General features: G+C 72.6%; 18 protein-coding genes. 17 read left to right on the top strand and 1 reads right to left on the bottom strand.

Annotated features, from left to right (window positions below):
* The first annotated feature begins 4 nt into the window (after positions 1-4).
* The 11 genes from IEZ04_RS31480 (at position 5) to IEZ04_RS31430 (ending at position 13732) form a co-directional block, all read left to right on the top strand.
* Positions 5-604: a PH-like domain-containing protein gene (locus tag IEZ04_RS31480; protein WP_229821409.1), complete on the top strand. Its 600-nt coding sequence runs from the start codon at positions 5-7 to the stop codon at positions 602-604.
* Positions 601-1758, top strand: a complete 1158-nt coding sequence (carA, locus tag IEZ04_RS31475; RefSeq protein WP_189220389.1) for a glutamine-hydrolyzing carbamoyl-phosphate synthase small subunit — start codon at positions 601-603, stop codon at positions 1756-1758. Before IEZ04_RS31480 ends, carA begins: the two co-directional genes overlap by 4 nt.
* Positions 1751-5059 carry a carbamoyl-phosphate synthase large subunit gene (carB, locus tag IEZ04_RS31470; RefSeq protein ID WP_189220388.1) on the top strand — a complete coding sequence of 1103 codons (3309 nt, stop codon included), beginning with the start codon at positions 1751-1753 and terminating at the stop codon, positions 5057-5059. Before carA ends, carB begins: the two co-directional genes overlap by 8 nt.
* Before the next feature lie 80 nt (positions 5060-5139).
* A complete protein-coding gene (locus IEZ04_RS31465) occupies positions 5140-6246 on the top strand; it encodes a quinone-dependent dihydroorotate dehydrogenase (protein WP_189220387.1) in 1107 nt (368 codons plus the stop codon).
* On the top strand, positions 6243-7088 hold the full coding sequence (gene pyrF / locus IEZ04_RS31460) for an orotidine-5'-phosphate decarboxylase (protein ID WP_189220386.1): 846 nt from the start codon (positions 6243-6245) through the stop codon (positions 7086-7088). The genes IEZ04_RS31465 and pyrF overlap by 4 nt, the downstream gene beginning before the upstream one ends.
* 335 nt (positions 7089-7423) lie before the next feature.
* Entirely contained in the window at positions 7424-7747 is a 324-nt protein-coding gene (locus tag IEZ04_RS31455) for an integration host factor (RefSeq protein ID WP_006607450.1), read from the top strand.
* 37 nt (positions 7748-7784) lie between these two features.
* On the top strand, positions 7785-8342 hold the full coding sequence (gene gmk / locus IEZ04_RS31450) for a guanylate kinase (RefSeq protein ID WP_189220385.1): 558 nt from the start codon (positions 7785-7787) through the stop codon (positions 8340-8342).
* Positions 8343-8413: 71 nt separating this feature from the next.
* Positions 8414-8686, top strand: coding sequence for a DNA-directed RNA polymerase subunit omega (gene rpoZ, locus IEZ04_RS31445; protein ID WP_030577387.1), 273 nt, complete (start codon positions 8414-8416; stop codon positions 8684-8686).
* A 112-nt stretch (positions 8687-8798) separates the two neighbouring features.
* Positions 8799-10001 carry a bifunctional phosphopantothenoylcysteine decarboxylase/phosphopantothenate--cysteine ligase CoaBC gene (gene coaBC, locus IEZ04_RS31440; RefSeq protein ID WP_189220384.1) on the top strand — a complete coding sequence of 401 codons (1203 nt, stop codon included), beginning with the start codon at positions 8799-8801 and terminating at the stop codon, positions 9999-10001.
* A gap of 240 nt (positions 10002-10241) precedes the next feature.
* Positions 10242-11450 carry a methionine adenosyltransferase gene (gene metK / locus IEZ04_RS31435; protein WP_189220383.1) on the top strand — a complete coding sequence of 403 codons (1209 nt, stop codon included), beginning with the start codon at positions 10242-10244 and terminating at the stop codon, positions 11448-11450.
* A 134-nt stretch (positions 11451-11584) separates the two neighbouring features.
* Complete coding sequence (locus IEZ04_RS31430) at positions 11585-13732, top strand: primosomal protein N' (RefSeq protein ID WP_189220382.1); 2148 nt, start codon at positions 11585-11587, stop codon at positions 13730-13732.
* A 142-nt stretch (positions 13733-13874) separates the two neighbouring features.
* On the opposite strand, the gene IEZ04_RS31425 is transcribed toward IEZ04_RS31430, so the two are convergent.
* Entirely contained in the window at positions 13875-14495 is a 621-nt protein-coding gene (locus IEZ04_RS31425; protein ID WP_189220381.1) for a hypothetical protein, read from the bottom strand.
* A gap of 409 nt (positions 14496-14904) precedes the next feature.
* Between IEZ04_RS31425 and fmt the strand changes: the two genes are divergently transcribed.
* The 6 genes from fmt (at position 14905) to IEZ04_RS31395 (ending at position 21563) form a co-directional block, all read left to right on the top strand.
* Positions 14905-15837: a methionyl-tRNA formyltransferase gene (fmt, locus tag IEZ04_RS31420; protein ID WP_189220380.1), complete on the top strand. Its 933-nt coding sequence runs from the start codon at positions 14905-14907 to the stop codon at positions 15835-15837.
* A gap of 96 nt (positions 15838-15933) precedes the next feature.
* The gene (locus IEZ04_RS31415) at positions 15934-17373 is read left to right on the top strand and encodes an RsmB/NOP family class I SAM-dependent RNA methyltransferase (protein ID WP_189220379.1); all 1440 of its coding nucleotides are present in this window, start codon (positions 15934-15936) and stop codon (positions 17371-17373) included.
* Between the two features lie 83 nt (positions 17374-17456).
* Positions 17457-18143: a ribulose-phosphate 3-epimerase gene (gene rpe / locus IEZ04_RS31410; protein ID WP_189220378.1), complete on the top strand. Its 687-nt coding sequence runs from the start codon at positions 17457-17459 to the stop codon at positions 18141-18143.
* 220 nt (positions 18144-18363) lie between these two features.
* On the top strand, positions 18364-19407 hold the full coding sequence (locus tag IEZ04_RS31405; RefSeq protein WP_189220377.1) for a sugar-binding transcriptional regulator: 1044 nt from the start codon (positions 18364-18366) through the stop codon (positions 19405-19407).
* Positions 19408-19597: 190 nt separating this feature from the next.
* Positions 19598-20014, top strand: a complete 417-nt coding sequence (locus IEZ04_RS31400; RefSeq protein ID WP_189220376.1) for a barstar family protein — start codon at positions 19598-19600, stop codon at positions 20012-20014.
* Between the two features lie 106 nt (positions 20015-20120).
* On the top strand, positions 20121-21563 hold the full coding sequence (locus IEZ04_RS31395) for a GuaB1 family IMP dehydrogenase-related protein (protein WP_189220403.1): 1443 nt from the start codon (positions 20121-20123) through the stop codon (positions 21561-21563).
* Positions 21564-21786 lie beyond the last annotated feature (223 nt).

The raw sequence follows: 21786 nt of genomic DNA, 5'->3' as shown, positions 1-21786 counted from the left end.
ATCTCTGATTTCGTCGGCCGCCGCAGAGGCAGCCGTACTCGCCGCCGAACAGAAGTCGGCCGAAGTGACCGACTGGGCCGCCCGCATCGGGTGGCTCGTGGGCCTCGCCCTGTTCGTCGCCCTCGTCTACTGGCTGATGCGCGAGGGCTGGAAGTGGCGCGGCACCCTCCAGGGCGACCTGCCGGAGCTGCCGTCCACGCCTGACGAGCCGGGTGCGGCGAAACTGGAGATGAGCGGCCGCTACCACGGCTCCACCACCGCCGGACAGTGGCTGGACCGGATCGTGGCCCACGGCCTGGGCACGCGCAGCCGGGCCGAGCTCACGCTGACGGAAGCGGGTCTGGACGTCGTGCGCCCCGGAGCGGCCGACTTCTTCGTCCCCGTGGCCGCGCTGCGCGAGGCCCGGCTCGACAAGGGCATCGCCGGCAAGGTCCTCACCGAGGGCGGTCTGCTGATCGTCACGTGGGAGCACGGCGGCAAGCTGATCGACTCCGGGTTCCGCTCCGACCACGCGGCCGAGCACAACGAATGGGTCGAAACCCTCAACCAGATGATCGAAACGGTCGACGAGACCGGGCAGAAGGAAACGGAAGGCGCACGATGACCACCTCCAAGCAGGGGACCGCCTCTCAGAGGAAGGGGGCGCCCCCCGCCGTACTCGTCCTGGAGGACGGCCGGATCTTCCGCGGCCGTGCCTACGGGGCCGTGGGGGAGACCTTCGGCGAGGCGGTGTTCTCCACCGGCATGACCGGCTACCAGGAGACCCTCACCGACCCGTCGTACCGCCGCCAGGTCGTCGTGATGACCGCCCCGCACGTCGGCAACACCGGCGTCAACGACGAGGACCCGGAGAGCAAGCGGATCTGGGTGGCGGGGTATGTCGTGCGGGACCCCGCGCGCGTGCCGTCCAGCTGGCGTCACCGGCGCACGCTGGACGACGAGCTCGCGGCGCAGGGCGTCGTCGGTATCTCCGGCATCGACACCCGGGCGCTCACCCGGCACCTGCGCGAGCGCGGCGCCATGCGCGTCGGCATCTTCAGCGGGGACGCGGTGAGGGACGACGCCGCACTGGTGGCACGTGTCCAGGAGGCCCCCGAGATGAAGGGCGCCAGCCTGTACGAGGAGGTCACCACCGAGGAGGCGTACGTCGTCCCCGCGATCGGCGAGAAGAAGTTCACCGTCGCCGCCGTGGACCTCGGCATCAAGGGCATGACCCCGCACCGCATGGCCGAGCGCGGCATAGAGGTGCACGTGCTGCCCGCCACCGCCACGCTCGACGACATCTACGCGGCGAGCCCGGACGGCGTGTTCTTCTCCAACGGCCCGGGCGACCCGGCCACCGCCGACCACCCCGTCGCCCTGATGCAGGGCGTCCTGGAGCGCGGCACCCCGCTGTTCGGCATCTGCTTCGGCAACCAGCTCCTCGGGCGCGCGCTCGGCTTCGGCACCTACAAGCTGAAGTACGGCCACCGCGGCATCAACCAGCCGGTGCAGGACCGTACGACCGGCAAGGTCGAGGTCACCGCGCACAACCACGGCTTCGCCGTCGACGCCCCGCTCGACAAGGTGTCCGAGACCCCCTTCGGCCGCGCCGAGGTCTCCCACGTCTGCCTCAACGACAACGTGGTGGAGGGCCTCCAGCTCCTCGACAAGCCGGCCTTCAGCGTCCAGTACCACCCCGAAGCGGCCGCCGGCCCGCACGACGCCGCCTACCTGTTCGACCGCTTCGTCTCCCTGATGGAGGACCAGCGTGCCTAAGCGCACCGATATCCAGTCCGTCCTGGTCATCGGCTCCGGTCCGATCGTCATCGGCCAGGCCGCGGAGTTCGACTACTCCGGCACCCAGGCCTGCCGCGTCCTGAAGTCCGAGGGCCTGCGCGTCATCCTCGTCAACTCCAACCCGGCGACGATCATGACCGACCCGGAGATCGCCGACGCCACGTACGTCGAGCCGATCACCCCGGAGTTCGTCGAGAAGATCATCGCCAAGGAGCGCCCGGACGCCCTGCTGCCCACCCTGGGCGGACAGACGGCCCTGAACACCGCCATCTCGCTGCACGACGCGGGCACCCTCGACAAGTACGGCGTCGAGCTGATCGGCGCCAACGTCGAGGCGATCAACAAGGGCGAGGACCGCGACCTCTTCAAGGACGTCGTGGAGGAGGTCCGCAAGAAGATCGGGCACGGCGAGTCCGCCCGCTCCGTGATCTGCCACTCCATGGACGACGTGCTGAAGGGCGTCGAGACGCTCGGCGGCTACCCCGTCGTCGTCCGCCCCTCCTTCACTATGGGCGGCGCCGGCTCCGGCTTCGCCCACGACGAGGAGGAACTGCGCCGCATCGCCGGTCAGGGCCTCACGCTCTCCCCGACCACCGAGGTGCTCCTGGAGGAGTCCATCCTCGGCTGGAAGGAGTACGAGCTGGAGCTGATGCGCGACAAGAACGACAACGTCGTGGTCGTCTGCTCCATCGAGAACTTCGACCCGATGGGCGTGCACACCGGCGACTCGATCACGGTGGCGCCCGCGATGACGCTCACCGACCGCGAGTACCAGGTGCTGCGCGACGTCGGCATCGCGATCATCCGCGAGGTCGGCGTCGACACCGGCGGCTGCAACATCCAGTTCGCCGTGAACCCGGCCGACGGCCGCGTGATCGTCATCGAGATGAACCCGCGCGTCTCCCGGTCCTCCGCCCTCGCCTCCAAGGCGACCGGCTTCCCCATCGCCAAGATCGCCGCGAAGCTGGCCGTCGGCTACACGCTGGACGAGATCCCCAACGACATCACCGAGCAGACCCCGGCCTCCTTCGAGCCGACGCTCGACTACGTGGTCGTGAAGGCGCCCCGTTTCGCCTTCGAGAAGTTCCCGTCGGCGGACTCGACCCTGACGACCACCATGAAGTCGGTCGGCGAAGCCATGGCCATCGGCCGCAACTTCACCGAGGCGCTGCAGAAGGCGCTGCGGTCGCTGGAGAAGAAGGGCAGCCAGTTCACCTTCACCGGCGAGCCCGGTGACAAGGAGGAGCTGCTGCGCGAGGCGGTGCGCCCGACCGACGGCCGCATCAACTCCGTCATGCAGGCGATCCGCGCGGGTGCCACCCCCGAGGAGGTCTTCGACGCCACGAAGATCGACCCGTGGTTCGTCGACCAGCTCTTCCTGGTCAAGGAGCTCGCGGACGAGCTGGCCGAGGCGCCGGAGCTCACCCCCGAGCTGCTGGCCGAGGCCAAGCGGCACGGCTTCTCCGACCAGCAGATCGGTGAGATCCGCGGCCTGCGCGAGGACGTCGTGCGCGAGGTCCGGCACGCCCTCGGGGTGCGCCCGGTCTACAAGACGGTCGACACCTGCGCCGCCGAGTTCGCCGCGCGGACGCCGTACTTCTACTCCTCCTACGACGAGGAGACCGAGGTCGCCCCGCGCGAGAAGCCGGCCGTCATCATCCTTGGCTCCGGTCCGAACCGCATCGGCCAGGGCATCGAGTTCGACTACTCCTGCGTCCACGCCTCCTTCGCGCTGAGCGACGCGGGCTACGAGACCGTGATGGTCAACTGCAACCCGGAGACGGTCTCCACGGACTACGACACCTCCGACCGCCTGTACTTCGAGCCGCTCACGCTCGAGGACGTGCTGGAGATCGTCCACGCGGAGGCGCAGGCCGGCCCGATCGCGGGCGTCGTCGTCCAGCTCGGCGGCCAGACCCCGCTCGGCCTGTCGCAGGCGCTCAAGGACAACGGCGTCCCCGTGGTCGGCACGCCGCCGGAGGCCATCCACGCGGCCGAGGACCGGGGCGCCTTCGGGCGGGTCCTCGCCGAGGCCGGGCTGCCGGCCCCCAAGCACGGCACCGCCACCACCTTCGCCGAGGCCAAGACCATCGCCGACGAGATCGGCTACCCGGTCCTCGTCCGGCCGTCGTACGTGCTCGGCGGGCGCGGCATGGAGATCGTGTACGACGAGGCGCGGCTGGAGTCGTACATCGCCGAGTCGACCGAGATCAGCCCCTCCCGCCCGGTCCTCGTCGACCGGTTCCTGGACGACGCCATAGAGATCGACGTCGACGCGCTGTACGACGGCGAGGAGCTCTACCTCGGCGGTGTGATGGAGCACATCGAGGAGGCCGGCATCCACTCCGGCGACTCGGCGTGCGCCCTGCCCCCGATCACCCTCGGCGGGTTCGACATCAAGCGCCTGCGCGCCTCCACCGAGGCCATCGCCAAGGGCGTCGGCGTGCGCGGCCTGATCAACATCCAGTTCGCGCTGGCCGGCGACATCCTCTACGTCCTGGAGGCCAACCCGCGCGCCTCCCGCACCGTCCCCTTCACCTCGAAGGCGACCGCGGTGCCGCTCGCCAAGGCCGCCGCCCGCATCTCGCTGGGCGCGACCGTCGCCGAGCTGCGCGCCGAGGGCCTGCTGCCGAGGAACGGCGACGGCGGCACCCTGCCGCTCGACGCGCCGATCTCCGTCAAGGAGGCGGTGCTGCCCTGGTCCCGCTTCCGGGACACCTCCGGGCGCGGCGTGGACACGGTCCTCGGCCCGGAGATGCGCTCCACCGGCGAGGTCATGGGCATAGATTCGGTCTTCGGCACGGCGTACGCCAAGTCGCAGGCCGGGGCGTACGGGCCGCTGCCGACCAAGGGCCGCGCGTTCATCTCGGTCGCCAACCGCGACAAGCGCTCGATGATCTTCCCGGCGCGTGAGCTGGTCGCCCACGGGTTCGAGCTGCTCGCCACGTCCGGCACGGCCGAGGTGCTGCGCCGCAACGGCATCAACGCCACGGTCGTCCGCAAGCAGTCCGAGGGCACCGGCCCGAACGGCGAGAAGACCATCGTCCAGCTCATCCACGACGGCGAGGTCGACCTGATCGTCAACACCCCGTACGGCACCGGCGGCCGCCTCGACGGCTACGAGATCCGTACGGCGGCCGTGGCCCGCGCCGTGCCGTGCCTGACCACGGTGCAGGCGCTCGCGGCGGCGGTGCAGGGCATCGACGCGCTCCACCACGGAGGGGTGGACGTCCGCTCCCTCCAGGAACACGCCGAACGCCTGACGGCAGCCCGCGACTGACCGCACCAGCCCCGAGGGGGACACCGGAAACGGTGTCCCCCTCTTCATGAGGACACTGAGGACACTACGGGTACTTCGACATGTACAAGTTCTTCTTCCGGCTGTTCTTCTCCCGGATGGATCCGGAGGCCGCCCATCACCTGGCCTTCCGCTGGATCCGGCTGGCCGCCCGCGTCCCCGTGCTCCGCACGTACCTCGCGGCCCTGCTCGCCCCCCGCCACGAGGAGCTGCGCACCGAGGCGCTCGGGCTGCGCATGCACGGCCCGTTCGGTCTCGCGGCCGGCTTCGACAAGAACGCGGTCGGCGTCGACGGCCTGGCCATGCTCGGCTTCGACCACGTCGAGATCGGCACGGTCACGGGCGAGCCGCAGCCCGGCAACCCGAAGCAGCGGCTCTTCCGCCTGCTGCCCGACCGGGCGCTGATCAACCGCATGGGCTTCAACAACGAGGGCTCGGCGGCCGTGGCCGCGCGCCTGGGCGCCCGTGACCCGGTCTTCCGGACCACGGTCGGCGTGAACATCGGCAAGACCAAGGCGGTCCCCGAGGCGGAGGCCGTCGCCGACTACGTGAAGTCGGCCGAGCGGCTCGCCCCGTACGCCGACTACCTCGTCGTCAACGTGTCGTCGCCCAACACGCCCGGCCTGCGGAACCTCCAGGCGGTGGACCACCTGCGGCCCCTGCTCACGGCTGTCCGGGAGGCCGCCGACCGCACGGCGACCCGCCGCCGGGTGCCGCTCCTGGTGAAGATCGCCCCCGACCTCGCGGACGAGGACGTGGACGCGGTCGCCGACCTGGCCGTGGAGCTCGGCCTGGACGGCATCATCGCCACCAACACCACCATCGCGCGCGAGGGACTCGGCCTGTCGTCCGACCCGGCGGTCGTCCAGGAGACCGGCGGCCTCTCGGGCGCGCCCCTGAAGGCGCGGTCCCTGGAGGTCCTGCGCCGCCTCTACGCGCGCGTGGGCGACCGCATCACCCTTGTCGGGGTGGGCGGCATCGAGAACGCCGAGGACGCCTGGCAGCGCATCCTGGCCGGCGCCACCCTTGTGCAGGGCTACAGCGCGTTCGTCTACGAGGGCCCCTTCTGGGCCCGCGCGATCCACAAGGGGCTCGCCGCACGCCTGCGGACCAGCCCGTACGCCACCCTCGCCGACGCCGTCGGCGCAGACGTGAGGACAGCGGCATGACTGCACCTGAGCCCTTCGGCGCCCGGCTGCGCCGCGCCATGGACGAGCGCGGCCCCCTGTGCGTCGGCATCGACCCGCACGCGTCCCTGCTCGCCGAGTGGGGCCTGAACGACGACGTGGCCGGCCTGGAGCGGTTCAGCCGCACCGTCGTGGAGGCGCTGGCCGACCGGGTGGCCGTCCTGAAGCCGCAGAGCGCGTTCTTCGAGCGTTTCGGCTCGCGCGGCGTCGCCGTGCTCGAGAGGTCCGTCGCGGCGGCGCGGGCCGCGGGCGCCCTGGTGGTCATGGACGCCAAGCGCGGCGACATCGGCTCGACCATGGCCGCGTACGCGGAGAGCTTCCTGCACAGGGACGCGCCGCTGTTCTCCGACGCCCTGACCGTGTCGCCCTACCTCGGGTACGGCTCGCTGAAACCGGCTGTCGACCTGGCCCGCGAGAACGGGACGGGTCTGTTCGTGCTGGCACTGACCTCGAACCCGGAGGGCCGCGAGGTGCAGCACGCCGTGCGCGAGGACGGGCGGAGCGTCGGCGCGACCATGCTGGCCCGGCTCGCGGCCGAGAACGCGGGAGCCCGGCCGATGGGCTCCTTCGGCGCGGTCGTGGGCGCGACGCTGGGCGACCTCTCCTCGTACGACCTGGAGATCAACGGGCCGCTGCTGGCGCCCGGGATCGGGGCGCAAGGGGCCACCGCGGCGGACCTGCCCGGTGTGTTCGGCGCGGCCCTGCGCCAGGTGGTGCCGAACGTCAGCCGGGGTGTCCTGCGCCACGGACCGGACGTCTCCGCGCTGCGGGTCTCGGCGGAGCGCTTCGCGGCGGAGATCGCCTCGGCGGTGGCCTCCTCCTGAGACCTCCCCGGCTCTACTGCGTCTTTCGCCTGAGGGCCCCGCTCAAACATCCGATGAGTGTGATCTCGGCCGCTCCGAGTCCGAATACACCCGCAAAACAGGGTCGTTATGGCCGGTATGTCCGACTCCATGGAGGCTGACCAGGACTTTTCCGCTGTTCTCGCTGACTCTGGCGGACTTGGCCGCTAGTCTCCGACGAGTGGGGGCGCCTCCCGCGCCTCTCAAGACAGTGGGGGACAACGGGCGAGCGTGTTGCTCGTGGCTCCCCAGGTGTGGGGCGACTAGGTTCCTCACCGGTCCGTATCCGACAGTTCGACATCCGAGGTGACGTAGGCGTGGCTCTTCCGCCCCTTACCCCTGAACAGCGCGCAGCCGCGCTCGAAAAGGCCGCCGCGGCTCGCCGGGAGCGGGCCGAGGTCAAGAATCGACTGAAGCACTCCGGCGCCTCCCTCCACGAGGTCATCAAGCAGGGCCAGGAGAACGACGTCATCGGCAAGATGAAGGTCTCCGCCCTCCTTGAGTCGCTGCCGGGCGTGGGCAAGGTCCGCGCCAAGCAGATCATGGAGCGGCTCGGTATCTCCGAGAGCCGTCGTGTGCGAGGCCTCGGTTCCAACCAGATCGCCTCCCTGGAGCGCGAGTTCGGCAGCACGGCATCCTGATTCCCGGACACCCCGGGATTCCTGGAATAATCGCTGCATGAGCGAACGTCCGCGGCTGACCGTGCTCTCCGGCCCCTCGGGGGTCGGCAAGAGCACGGTCGTCGCCCATATGCGCAAGGAACACCCCGAGGTCTGGCTCTCGGTGTCGGCGACGACCCGCAAGCCGCGCCCCGGCGAGCAGCACGGGGTCCACTACTTCTTCGTCAGCGACGAGGAGATGGACAAGCTGATCGCCAACGGCGAGCTGCTGGAATGGGCCGAGTTCGCCGGCAACCGCTACGGGACGCCCCGTGGCGCTGTCGTCGAACGGCTGGAGGCGGGTGAGCCCGTGCTCCTGGAGATCGACCTCCAGGGCGCGCGGCAGGTCCGTGAGTCCATGTCCGAGGCTCAACTGGTGTTCCTGGCCCCTCCCTCCTGGGAGGAGCTCGTGCGCAGGCTCACCGGGCGTGGCACCGAGGCGCCCGCGGTGATCGAGCGCCGCCTGGAGGCTGCCAAGATCGAACTCGCGGCCGAGCCGGAGTTCGACACCACCCTGGTCAACACCTCCGTCGAGGACGTGGCGCGCGAGCTGCTAGCCTTGATGGACGTTGTGTGATCGTGACGGACGTTGCCCGGATCGTACCGATCGCACAGACTGATTCTTTCCCATCCATCGGAAGGTAGAGCGTGTCCTCTTCCATCTCCGCGCCCGAGGGCATCATCAACCCGCCGATCGACGAGCTCCTCGAGGCCACGGACTCGAAGTACAGCCTCGTGATCTACGCGGCCAAGCGTGCCCGTCAGATCAACGCGTACTACTCGCAGCTCGGCGAGGGCCTGCTCGAGTACGTGGGTCCGCTCGTCGACACCCACGTGCACGAGAAGCCGCTCTCGATCGCCCTGCGCGAGATCAACGCGGGTCTGCTGACGTCCGAGGCCATCGAGGGCCCGGGGCAGTAAGCACTGCTTTCTCCCGCCACAGGCCCGGCAGCACGGCTGCCGGGCCTGTGGTGTGTCATGGATGTGTCCCTGCATGCGTGCATGCGTACGTCGTCGAAGGGCGGGAGGCCCGGTGGGCAAGCCGAAGGTCGTTCTGGGGGTCAGCGGTGGGATCGCCGCGTACAAGGCCTGTGAGCTGCTGCGCAGGCTGACGGAGTCGGGGCACGACGTCCGTGTGGTCCCCACCGCGTCCGCGCTCCGCTTCGTCGGCGCCGCGACCTGGTCCGCGCTCTCCGGCCACCCGGTCTCCACCGAGGTGTGGTCGGACGTCCACGAGGTCCCCCACGTCCGCATCGGCCAGCAGGCCGACCTGGTCGTCGTGGCCCCCGCCACCGCCGACATGCTCGCCAAGGCCGCCCACGGCCTGGCCGACGACCTGCTCACCAACACGCTCCTCACGGCCCGCTGCCCGGTGGTCTTCGCTCCGGCCATGCACACCGAGATGTGGGAGCACCCGGCCACCCAGGAGAACGTGGCGACGCTGCGCCGCCGGGGCGCGGTCGTCATCGAGCCCGCGGTCGGCCGGCTGACCGGCGCCGACAGCGGCAAGGGGAGGCTGCCCGAGCCGGGGGAGATCTTCGAGGTCTGCCGCCGGGTGCTCGCGCGCGGGGTCACCGCGCCCGACCTGGCCGGCCGGCACGTGGTCGTCAGCGCGGGCGGCACCCGTGAGCCCCTCGACCCCGTCCGCTTCCTCGGCAACCGCTCCTCCGGCAAGCAGGGGTACGCGCTCGCCCGCACGGCGGCCGCCCGCGGCGCCCGGGTCACCCTGGTGGCCGCGAACACGGGGCTGCCCGACCCGGCGGGCGTGGACGTCGTTCCGGTGGGCACCGCGGCGCAGCTCCGCGAGGCGGTGGTCGAGGCGGCCGCCGACGCGGACGCGGTGGTGATGGCGGCGGCGGTCGCGGACTTCCGCCCGGAGACGTACGCCACCGGGAAGATCAAGAAGAAGGAGGGCGCCGATCCGGACCCGGTCGTCCTGGTCCGCAACCCCGACGTCCTCGCGGAGATCTCGGCCGGCCGCCCCCGCCCCGGCCAGGTGGTCGTCGGCTTCGCGGCCGAGACGGACGACGTGCTCGCCAACGGCCGGGCGAAACTCCGTCGCAAGGGTTGCGACCTCCTCGTGGTCAACGAGGTGGGGGAGCGCAAGACGTTCGGCTCAGAGCAGAACGAGGCCGTGGTGCTCGGCGCGGACGGAAGCGAGACCTCCGTACCGTTCGGGCCCAAGGAAGCGCTGGCCGAGACCGTGTGGGATCTGGTGGCGGAACGCCTCGCCTGACCGCCGGCGGCCGCTTCACGGCCCCCTCCCACCCCGTGCATCCGGGCGTGGCTGCTCTAGCGAACCTCCATCGGGTGTGGGCAGAATGCGGGTGCCGCAGGTCACAGCGTTTCCGAGAGGCGAGACGGGTGGGACCGCGGCGAAGCGCGACCCGTAAACTGTTCTCGGACGACGCCGGGCGCAGCCCCCGTCCCGTCCACCCATGATCAGCCAGCAGCCGCTGCAACCCCAGGGAGCGTTGTGTCCCGTCGCCTGTTCACCTCGGAGTCCGTGACCGAGGGCCACCCCGACAAGATCGCCGACCAGATCAGCGATGCCATCCTCGACGCGCTCCTGCGCGAGGACCCGACCTCCCGGGTCGCTGTCGAGACCCTGATCACCACCGGCCTGGTGCACGTGGCTGGCGAGGTCACCACCAAGGCGTACGCGCCGATCCCCCAGCTGGTGCGCGACAAGATCCTGGAGATCGGCTACGACTCGTCGAAGAAGGGCTTCGACGGCGCCTCCTGCGGTGTGTCGGTGTCGATCGGCTCGCAGTCGCCGGACATCGCGCAGGGCGTCGACACGGCGTACGAGAACCGGGTCGAGGGCGACGAGGACGAGCTGGACAGGCAGGGCGCGGGCGACCAGGGCCTGATGTTCGGCTACGCGACGGACGAGACGCCGACGCTGATGCCGCTGCCGGTCTTCCTGGCGCACCGCCTGTCCAAGCGCCTCTCCGACGTCCGCAAGAACGGCACGATCCCCTACCTGCGCCCGGACGGCAAGACCCAGGTCACCATCGAGTACGACGGTGACAAGGCGGTCCGCCTGGACACGGTCGTGGTCTCCTCGCAGCACGCGTCCGACATCGACCTGGACTCGCTGCTCGCACCCGACATCCGCGAGTTCGTGGTGGAGCCGGAGCTGAAGGCGCTCCTGGACGAGGGCATCAAGCTGGACACCGAGGGCTACCGCCTGCTGGTCAACCCCACCGGCCGCTTCGAGATCGGCGGCCCGATGGGTGACGCGGGCCTGACCGGCCGCAAGATCATCATCGACACGTACGGCGGCATGGCCCGGCACGGCGGCGGCGCCTTCTCCGGCAAGGACCCGTCCAAGGTCGACCGCTCGGCGGCGTACGCGATGCGCTGGGTCGCCAAGAACGTCGTCGCGGCCGGTCTGGCCTCGCGCTGCGAGGTCCAGGTCGCCTACGCGATCGGCAAGGCCGAGCCGGTCGGTCTCTTCGTGGAGACCTTCGGCACCGCCAAGGCCGACGTGGAGAAGATCGAGAACGCGATCACCACGGTCTTCGACCTCCGCCCGGCCGCCATCATCCGCGACCTCGACCTGCTCCGCCCGATCTACGCCCAGACCGCGGCGTACGGCCACTTCGGCCGCGAGCTCCCCGACTTCACGTGGGAGCGCACGGACCGGGTGGAGGAACTGCGGAAGGCCGCGGGCCTGTAACCGCCCTCTCCGCGTCGCTTCCATGGGGCCCGGCTCACCGCACCGCGGGGAGCCGGGCCCCGAGGCGTACGGGGGCCGGGCGCAACCGTCCGGGGGCGGCGGCCCTGTCAGTGCCGTTTGGTAAGAATGCAAGCGTGAGCAGCGACAACAGGCGGGGGAGCGGCGGCGCCGAGGGGGCGGTGCCGGAGCAGCTCGCGCTCATCCGGGAGGCCGTGCGCAAGAACAAGGCGCCCAGGGCCAAGCCGCGGACGTGGCGGGGGGCCGCATTGGCCAAGGAGCTGCCCGTCGCGCGGGTGCTGGTCGACAAGGGGGTGCTGCATCTCGACCGGTACTTCGACTACGCCGTGCCCGAGGAGCTGGACGCCGTCGCACAGCCGGGGGTGCGGGTTCGGGTCCGCTTCGGGGCCGGCGGGCGGAACGTGCGCGAAGGGCGGCGGGAGGGCGGCTCCCTGATCGACGGGTTCCTCGTCGAGCGGGTCGCCGAGTCGGACTACTCGGGGCCGCTGGCCGCCCTGGCGCAGGTCGTCTCGCCCGAGCCGGTGCTCGGTCCGGAGCTGCTGGAGCTGGCCCGGGCCGTCGCCGACCGGTACGCCGGGAGCCTGGCCGACGTGCTGCAGCTGGCCGTGCCGCCGCGGCACGCACGGGCCGAGGCCAGGGAGACGGGTCCGCCCCCGCCGCCGCCCGGCGCGCCCGAGCCGGGGCCGTGGCTACGGTACGGGCGGGGCGCCGAGTTCCTGGAGGCGCTCGCGGCCGGGGGCGCGCCGCGCGCCGTGTGGACCGCGCTGCCCGGGCCTTCGTGGGCGGAGGAGATCGGGCGGGCCGTGCAGGCCACGCTCGCGTCGGGACGCGGTGCGCTGGTCGTCGTACCGGCCGGGCGGCCCGCGGCCCGGGTCGACGCCGCCCTGCGCGAGCTGCTCGGCGAGGGGCAGCACGCCCTGCTCACCGCCGACGCGGGGCAGGAGCGGCGGTACCGGGAGTGGCTCGCGGTGCGGCGTGGGTCCGTACGGGCCGTCGTCGGGACCCGGGCGGCCATGTTCGCCCCCGTGCGGAACCTGGGGCTGGTGGTCGTCTGGGACGACGGGGACGCCGGGCACAGCGACGACCACGCTCCCTTCCCGCACGTGCGGGAGGTGCTGGAGCTGCGGGCGACCCGGGATCGGTGCGCCTTCCTGCTCGGCGGCTGGACCTGCACCGTCGAGGCCGCGCAGCTCGTCGAGAGCGGCTGGGCGGCGCCGCTCGTCGCCGACCGGGAGCGGGTCCGGGCGGCGGCGCCCCTGGTGCGCACCGTCGGCGACGCCGAACTGGCCCGGGACGAGGCGGCGCGCGCGGCCCGGCTGCCGAGCCTCGCCTGGCAGGTGGCGCGCGACGGACTGCGGCGGGGTCCGGTGCTGGTCCAGGTGCCCCGCCGGGGTTACGTGCCCCGGCTGGCCTGTGCGCGGTGCCGGGAGCCCGCGCGGTGCCGGCACTGCGCCGGGCCGCTTCAGGCCCAGGACGCCGGGGCCCTGCGGTGCGGTTGGTGCGGACGGGAGGAGGCGGACTGGCACTGTCCGGAGTGCGGTGGTTCCCGGTTGCGCGCCCAGGTCGTGGGGGCGCGGCGGACCGCCGAGGAGCTGGGGCGGGCCTTCCCCGCGGTGCCGGTCCGGACGTCCGGGCGCGAGCAGGTCCTGGACACCGTGCCGGACACGCCCGCGCTGGTGGTGAGCACCCCGGGGGCCGAGCCGGTCGCCGAGGGCGGGTACGCGGCCGCGCTGCTCCTCGACGGCTGGGCGATGCTCGTCCGGCCCGACCTGCGGGCCGCGGAGGACGCGCTGCGGCGCTGGATCGGCGCGGCGGCACTGGTGCGGGACCAGGGGGCCGGCGGCACGGTGGTGATCGTCGCCGAGCCGACCCTGCGGCCCGTGCAGGCGCTCGTGCGGTGGGACCCGGTGGGGCACGCGGTGCGGGAACTCGCCGAGCGGGCCGAGCTGGGGTTCCCGCCCGTGTCGCGCATGGCCGCGGTGTCGGGGACGGCGGACGCGGTGGCCGCCTTTCTCGCCGGTGCCGAACTGCCGGCGGACGCCGCGGTGCTCGGGCCCGTTCCGCTGCCCGTGCCGGATCCGGGACGGCCCCGGCCGGTGGGGGCGCCTCCGCCGGGGGAGCGGTGGCAGCGGGCGTTGATCCGGGTGCCGCCGGGCAGCGGCGCCGCGCTGGCCGGCGCGTTGAAGAACATGCAGGCGGCCCGGCTGGCGCGGGGAGGCGGCGAGACGGTGCGGATCCGGATCGATCCCCCGGACATCGGATGACCGGGGAGCCGGGAAGCCGGGGAGGCCGGGAGGCCGGGCGGGCTCGGTGAGCACGGGAACCGCGGCGCGGCGGCGACGCGGGCCGGATCGTGCGGATGCCTCCCGGCGAGTGCCGGGAGGCATCCGTCGGGGGGAGGGCGGCTCAGCCGTTGCGGGGGCCGGGGAACGCCGTCGGCCTCGCCTCGTCGCGGAGCGTCGGGCTGCCCGCCGTCGGCTGGGTCGGCATCTGCGGCTGCATCTGGGCCGGCATCTGGGTGGGCAACTGCGTCGGCATCTGGGCGGGCATCGGGGCCGGCATCGAGCGGGCCGCGGGGACCGACGGTACGGAGGGCAGGGTGGTGCCGACGTTGACCGCCCGGTTGCCCGACGGGTCCGGTGCGCGCTCGGTCTCGGCCGGGCTCTGGGCGGCCGTCGAACTGCGGCGGGCACCGTACCGGCGGTGCACCGCCTGCTTGGTGACCCCGAGCGCGGAGCCGACCGCGTCCCACGAGAAGCCCAGTGAGCGGTCGAAATCCACGGCCGCCGTGACCAGTGTCTCCACGCTGTCGCGCAGTTCCTGGGCGAGGCGGACGGTCGGGGCGGGGGCGCGTCCGTAGACCACGAAGCCCGTGGACGGGCCGGAGCGGCGTGGACGGTAGACGTTGCCCAGCTGAGCGGTGAGGGTGCGCAGTGCGTCCACCTGCCGGCGGACCCGCTCGATGTCCCGCACCAGCAAGTGCAGGCTGGCCCGGGCCTGGGCGTCGTGGGTTGCGTGGTCGGCCATGAACAAGCCTCTCGAACCGGCGTTGGAAAAGGGCGGGCCGCGACTGCGGCCTGTTTGGTCAACTCTTTCTTGACCAACGCGCCCGTGGGATTGTGGTCACGCTGCGGGGGCGTGGGGGCATATGCATACGCCCCTGCGTGGCGGGTGTGCGCGTGTGACGTTGACGGTGTCGACGCCTGGGGCCGGGGTGAGGCCGCCAGCGGGGCAGAGGGCGGTCCGGGGCGAGGCTCGATGCCGGGCCGTCCCGTACCCCGCTCACGCGCTCCGCGCGCCCCCGCCCATAGACTGTTGCGCCGCCCCTCGGTCCGAAGTCCGGGGTCCGGAGCCTGGTGCCTGTGCCTGTGCCCGGGCCCGTGCTGGGAGCCGCGGGGCCGTCCCGCACTCCCGCCCGAGAGGCCGACACCCACTCATGAAGCTCGTCTTCGCCGGTACGCCCGAGGTCGCCGTCCCCGCCCTCGACGCCCTGATCGCCTCCGGGCGCCACGAGGTGGCCGCCGTCGTCACGCGTCCCGACGCGCCGGCGGGACGGGGCCGACGGCTGGTCGCGAGCCCCGTCGCACAGCGGGCGGAGGAGGCCGGGATCGAGGTGCTCAAGCCGAACAGGCCGCGGGACGAGGACTTCCTCGCGCGGCTGCGCGAGATCGCGCCCGACTGCTGCCCCGTGGTGGCGTACGGCGCCCTGCTGCCCCGCGTCGCGCTCGACGTCCCCGCCCACGGCTGGGTCAACCTGCACTTCTCGCTGCTGCCCGCCTGGCGCGGCGCCGCCCCCGTACAGCACTCGATCATGGCGGGGGACGAGATCACCGGGGCGTCGACCTTCCTCATCGAGGAGGGACTCGACTCCGGGCCCGTCTACGGGACCGTCACCGAGGAGATCCGGCCCACCGACACCAGCGGCGACCTCCTCACCCGGCTCGCCCTCGCCGGGTCCGGGCTGCTGGCCGCGACGATGGACGGCATCGAGGACGGCACCCTGAAGGCCGTACCGCAGCCCGCCGAGGGCGTCTCCCTCGCCCCGAAGATCACCGTGGAGGACGCGCGGGTCGACTGGTCGACGCCCGCACTGCGCGTCGACCGGGTGGTGCGGGGCTGCACCCCCGCGCCCGGCGCGTGGACCACGTTCCGCGGCGAACGCCTCAAGCTCGTCCAGGTCGCGCCCGTGCCCGAGCGCACCGGCCTCGCCCCGGGCGCGCTCGACGTCGGCAGGAACAGCGTGCACGCCGGGACCGGTTCGTACGCCGTCGAGCTGCTGTGGGTCCAGGCCCAGGGCAAGAAGCCGATGCGCGCCGCCGACTGGGCCCGCGGGGTGCGGATCGCGCCGGGGGAGCGCCTCGGGGGGTGACGGCGGCTCCGGCGGCGGTCGCGCCCTCCCGCCCGGCCCCCACGACGTAGGCTGGGAGGCACATCCCGTCCTCCCCTGTCCCGGAGCACCTTTTTCGTGAGCGAGCAGTCCCGTCGGCCGCGCAAGGCCGGCAAGCCCTACCGTCGGCCCAAGAAGGACCCCGTCCGCATCCTCGCCTTCGAGGCGCTGCGGGCCGTGGACGAGCGGGATGCCTACGCGAACCTCGTTCTGCCGCCGCTGCTGCGCAAGGCGCGGGAGAAGGAGGGGCCCGAGAGGTTCGACGCGCGGGACGCGGCGCTCGCCACCGAACTGGTCTACGGGACGCTGCGCCGGCAGGGCACCTACGACGCCGTCATCGCGGCCTGCGTCGACCGGCCGCTGCGCGAGGTCGACCCGCCGGTGCTCGACGTGCTGAGCCTCGGCGCGCACCAGCTGCTGGGGACGCGCATCCCCACGCACGCCGCCGTCTCGGCGTCCGTCGAGCTCGCGCGGGTCGTCCTCGGCGACGGGCGCGCCAAGTTCGTCAACGCCGTGCTGCGGAAGATCGCCCAGCACGACCTCGACGCATGGCTCGAGCAGGTCGCGCCGCCGTACGAGGAGGACCCCGAGGACCACCTCGCCGTCGTGCACTCGCACCCCCGCTGGGTCGTCTCGGCGCTCTGGGACTCCCTCGGCGGCGGGCGGGCCGGCATCGAGGACCTGCTCGAAGCCGACAACGAGCGGCCCGAGGTCACCCTGGTCGCCCGTCCCGGCCGGGCCACCGCCGACGAACTCCTGGACGCGCTCGGCGAGGAGGCCGTGGCGCCGGGCCGCTGGTCGCCGTACGCCGTACGGCTCACCGAGGGCGGCGAACCGGGCGCCCTGGACGCCGTACGGGAGAACCGCGCGGGCGTGCAGGACGAGGGCAGCCAGCTCGTGGCGCTCGCCCTGGCGAACGCCCCGCTGGACGGGCCGGACCGGGCGTGGCTGGACGGCTGCGCGGGTCCCGGCGGCAAGGCGGCGCTGCTCGCCGGGCTGGCCGCCGAGCGCGGTGCCGTGCTGCTCGCCTCGGAGAAGCAGCCGCACCGGGCGGGCCTGGTCGCACAGGCCCTCGACGGGAACCCCGGCCCGTACCAGGTGATCGCCGCCGACGGGACCCGGCCGCCGTGGCGCCCCGGCAGCTTCGACCGGGTGCTCGTGGACGTGCCCTGCACGGGGCTCGGCGCGCTGCGGCGCCGGCCCGAGGCGCGGTGGCGCAGGCGGCCCGAGGACCTGGAGGGGTTCGCGCCGTTGCAGCGCGCACTGCTGCGCACGGCGCTGGACTCCGTACGGGTCGGCGGTGTCGTCGGCTACGCGACCTGCTCGCCGCACCTCGCCGAGACCCGCGCGGTCGTCGGTGACGTGCTGCGGCAGCACGGTTCGACGGCCGAACTCATCGACGCCCGGCCGCTGCTGGGACACGTACCGGCGCTCGGCGACGGCCCGGACGTACAGCTGTGGCCGCATCTGCACGGCACGGACGCGATGTACCTGGCACTCGTCCGCCGCACCGGCTGACCGCCGTCCCCTCGGCGGGGTGCGGTGCCGGCCGGGTACGGACCGGGGCGAGCACCCCGGGCGCGGCATGGCAGGCTTGGGGCATGGCCGTGCAGATCAACCCCAGCATCCTGTCCGCAGACTTCGCCCGCCTCGCCGAGGAGGCGAAGGCGGTCGAGGGAGCCGACTGGCTCCACGTCGACGTCATGGACAACCACTTCGTCCCCAACCTCACGCTCGGTGTGCCGGTCGTGGAGTCCCTGGCGCGTGCGACGGACACGCCGCTGGACTGCCACCTGATGATCGAGGCCCCCGACCGGTGGGCGCCCCAGTACGTCGAGGCGGGGGCCGGGTCGGTGACCTTCCACGCGGAGGCGGCCGCCGCTCCGGTGCGACTGGCCCGGGAGATCCGGGCGAAGGGGGCCCGGGCCTCGATGGCGCTGAAGCCCGCCACGCCCATCGAGCCGTACGAGGACCTGCTGCCCGAGCTCGACATGCTGCTGATCATGACGGTGGAGCCGGGCTTCGGCGGCCAGGCCTTCCTCGACATCATGCTGCCCAAGATCCGCCGCACCCGGGAGCTGATCCGCAAGCACGGCCTGGAGATGTGGCTGCAGGTGGACGGCGGCGTCTCCGCCTCCACCATCGAGCGCTGCGCCGAGGCGGGCGCCGACGTCTTCGTCGCCGGATCGGCCGTGTACGGCGCCGGCGACCCCGCGGAAGCCGTCCGCGCGCTGCGCGAGCGGGCCCGGTCGGCCACGGAGGCGGCCGGCTGGGCGTGCGCACATTGAGCCGCGCTGGGAGCGCACACTGATCACTCGGTGGTGCGCCCCCGATCTCAGGGATGCGCGGAACGCCCGGTCAGGAACCCGGACCGGTCCCCGGATCGTTCGGTCACCGAGCCCGGCGGGACGGTGGATGCGTGGCTCGCGGGCCAAGGGAACGTGAACGCCGTCCGTCCGGGCTGATCGAACACGCCGGATCTGCAAGGATGAACGGCGAATCCAGAGTGTGAACAGCAGTGAGGAGATGGCCGTGTCGGGTATGTCGGCGGGCCGGTCAGCCATGCGGATGGGACCCGCTGAACTCGTGCAGGCGGCGGCCATGGCCCGCCGCTTCTACCTCGAGGGCAAGTCCAAGATCCAGATCGCCGAGGAGTTCGGCGTCAGCCGCTTCAAGGTGGCCCGGGTCCTGGAGACCGCCCTCGAACGGGATCTCGTGCGCATCGAGATCCGTGTCCCCGCCGAGCTGGACGCCGATCGCTCCGACGCGCTGCGCGCCCGCTACGGCCTCCGGCACGCCGTGGTCGTCGAGTCCCCGGCCGAAGCGGACGAGTCCCCCGATCCGGAAAACCTCGGCGAGGTCGCCGCGGACCTCCTCGGCGAACTGGTGACCGAGGGCGATGTCCTCGGCCTCGCCTGGGGACGTTCCACCATCCACATGGCGGCCGCCCTCGACCGGCTGCCGCCGTGCACGGTGGTGCAGCTCACGGGCGTGTACGACGCGGGCACGGCCGAACGCGGCTCGGTGGAGGCGGTCCGGCGGGCCGCCCAGGTCTCCGGCGGCGACGCCCACCCGATCTACGCGCCGATGCTGCTGCCCGACGCGGCGACCGCCGACGCGCTGCGGCACCAGACCGGTATCGCCCGTGCCTTCGAGTACTTCGACAAGGTCACGGTCGCCTGTGTCTCCATCGGCTCCTGGGAGGCGGGCATCTCGACGGTGCACGACATGCTCTCCGAGGAGGAGCGCTCCCACTACGCGTCCCTCGGGGTGGCCGCCGAGATGTCCGCGCACCTCTTCGACGCCGAGGGCCGCAGCGTCGGGCACGACCTGGGCGAGCGGTGCATCACCGTCAAGGCCGACCAGTTGCGCCGTGTGCCCGAGGTCGTCGCGATCGCGGGCGGACAGCGCAAGGCGGCCGCGATCGACGCCGTCCTGCGGTCGGGCCTGGTGACCAGCCTGGTCACGGACACCTCGGCCGCCGACCACCTGCTGATGGCGGGCCCCGCGCCCAAGCCGGCCCTGGACCGCAGGGACCCGGACGGCCTCTGATTCGCCCCCGAACCGTCCCCGGCCCGTCCGGGGCGGTTCGCCGCGGGGCCGGCCGGGCGCGGCGCATTGTCAGCGGGGCGGGCGGCGCGGTGTACTACACCGATGATCACTTCACGCATGATCACTCCGCCCGCCGAGCGGCATCCGCCGAACGCCGCCGCCCCGTCACCTCGTCCCGGGCGGTGCCGAGTTGAGTGACGGCACGCTCGCGGCGGCGCTGGCCGCCGGAGGCTGGGCGCACACCGGGCTGGATCTGCGCGACGTCACCGACAAACCCGCGTTCCTGGACCGCTGCGCCAGCGCCCTGCACCTGCCCGACTGGTTCGGCCACAACTGGGACGCCCTCGCCGACTGCCTCACCGACCTCTCCTGGGCACCGCCCGCGCGCGGGCGGCTGATCGTCCTCAGTAACTGGCAGGGCTTCGCCGGCGCCGCGCCGCACGACTGGAGCACGGCCCTGGAGGTGTTCTCGGACGCCGTCGGCCACTGGAACGGCACCGGCACCCCGCTCCGGGTCGTGCTCGCCCTGGGGGATCCGGAACACACCGGCGACCCGCTCGGCGGAACTGGAGGAACCTCCGAGGACGGCCCCGACCAGCCTGGATGATCATGCAAGGTCGGGCATACCGATCCTCATGGGACAATGAAGTACGTGCTTCTCCCCCTGGCTGACCTGTCGGGGGCCACTTCTGAACGACTGGGATGTGCAGCACGTGCGTTTCCTCAACGACATCCGGCCCGCGTACGACCTGACGTACGACGACGTGTTCATGGTGCCGCGCCGCAGTGCGGTCGGCTCCCGCCAGGGCGTGGACCTCAGCTCCCCGGACGGCACGGGCACGACCATCCCGCTCGTCGTCGCCAACATGACCGCCATCGCGGGCCGGCGCATGGCCGAGACCGTCGCCCGCCGCGGCGGGCTGGTCGTCATCCCGCAGGACATCCCGATCGAGGTCGTCACCGACGTCGTCTCCGGAGTCAAGAGCCGCCATCTGGTGCTGGACACCCCGATCGTGCTGAGCCCCCACCAGACGGTCGCCGACGCCCTGTCCCTGCTGCCCAAGCGGGCGCACAACGCGGGTGTCGTCGTGGACGACGAGAACAAGCCGGTCGGCGTGGTCACCGACACCGACCTGTCCGGCGTGGACCGCTTCACGCAGCTCGCCGAGGTCATGTCCAAGGACCTGCTGCTCCTCGACGCGGACATCGACCCGCGCGAGGCCTTCCACACCCTCGACGCCGCCAACCGCCGCTACGCCCCCGCGGTCGACGCCGACGGCCGGCTCGCCGGCATCCTCACCCGCAAGGGCGCCCTGCGCGCCACCCTCTACACCCCGGCCGTCGACGGACACGGCCGCCTCCGCATCGCCGCCGCCGTCGGCATCAACGGCGACGTCGCGGGCAAGGCCAAGCAGCTCCTCGACGCGGGCGTCGACACGCTCGTCATCGACACGGCGCACGGCCACCAGGAATCGATGATCAGCGCGATACGGACCGTGCGGGCGCTCGACCCGCAGGTGCCGATCGTGGCGGGCAACATCGTCGCCGCCGAGGGCGTCAAGGACCTCGTCGAGGCCGGCGCGGACATCATCAAGGTCGGCGTCGGCCCCGGCGCCATGTGCACCACCCGCATGATGACCGGCGTGGGCCGCCCGCAGTTCTCCGCGGTCCTGGAGTGCGCGGCCGAGGCGAAGAAGTACGGCAAGCACGTGTGGGCCGACGGCGGCGTCCGGCACCCCCGTGATGTGGCGATGGCGCTGGCCGCGGGCGCGTCCAACGTCATGATCGGGTCCTGGTTCGCGGGCACCTACGAGTCCCCCGGCGACCTCCAGCAGGCCGCCGACGGACGCCTGTACAAGGAGTCCTTCGGCATGGCCTCCGCGCGCGCGGTCCGCAACCGCACCAGCGAGGAGTCGGCGTACGACCGGGCCCGCAAGGCCCTGTTCGAGGAGGGTATCTCCACCTCGCGCATGTTCCTCGACCCGGACCGTCCGGGCGTCGAGGACCTGATCGACTCGATCGTCGCGGGTGTGCGCTCGTCCTGCACCTACGCGGGCGCCGCCACCCTGGAGGAGTTCGCCGAGCGGGCCGTCGTCGGCATCCAGAGCGCGGCCGGCTACGCCGAGGGCAAGCCGCTGCACGCCAGCTGGAGCTGAGCACGCCCCGGCCCCGGCGGCACAGCCCCCGCGGCTCCACAGCCCCCGCGGCTTCTCAGCCCGGCGGCTCCACAGCCCCCGTCGCCCGGTGTCCGGGAGGCGGGGGCCGTTTCGTTATGCAAAGAGCGGTATTCTATGCAGAGGTCCTCATAGATATGAGGATCACGTAACATCCCGCACCACCCGAAACGGTCCGCTCAACACATGGGTGCCGCCCGTTCCC

Origin of the sequence: Streptomyces ruber (assembly GCF_014648075.1) — a bacterium.
GTDB classification, from domain to species: domain Bacteria; phylum Actinomycetota; class Actinomycetes; order Streptomycetales; family Streptomycetaceae; genus Streptomyces; species Streptomyces ruber.
This window is presented reverse-complemented; position numbering and strand designations above follow the sequence as displayed.

Coding starts and splice junctions, on each gene's coding strand:
- carA (WP_189220389.1), top strand. CDS start 601: ATGACCACCTCCAAGCAGGGGACCGCCTCTCAGAGGAAGGGGGCGCCC.
- IEZ04_RS31465 (WP_189220387.1), top strand. CDS start 5,140: ATGTACAAGTTCTTCTTCCGGCTGTTCTTCTCCCGGATGGATCCGGAG.
- pyrF (WP_189220386.1), top strand. CDS start 6,243: ATGACTGCACCTGAGCCCTTCGGCGCCCGGCTGCGCCGCGCCATGGAC.
- gmk (WP_189220385.1), top strand. CDS start 7,785: ATGAGCGAACGTCCGCGGCTGACCGTGCTCTCCGGCCCCTCGGGGGTC.
- IEZ04_RS31425 (WP_189220381.1), bottom strand. CDS start 14,495: ATGGCCGACCACGCAACCCACGACGCCCAGGCCCGGGCCAGCCTGCAC.
- fmt (WP_189220380.1), top strand. CDS start 14,905: ATGAAGCTCGTCTTCGCCGGTACGCCCGAGGTCGCCGTCCCCGCCCTC.
- rpe (WP_189220378.1), top strand. CDS start 17,457: ATGGCCGTGCAGATCAACCCCAGCATCCTGTCCGCAGACTTCGCCCGC.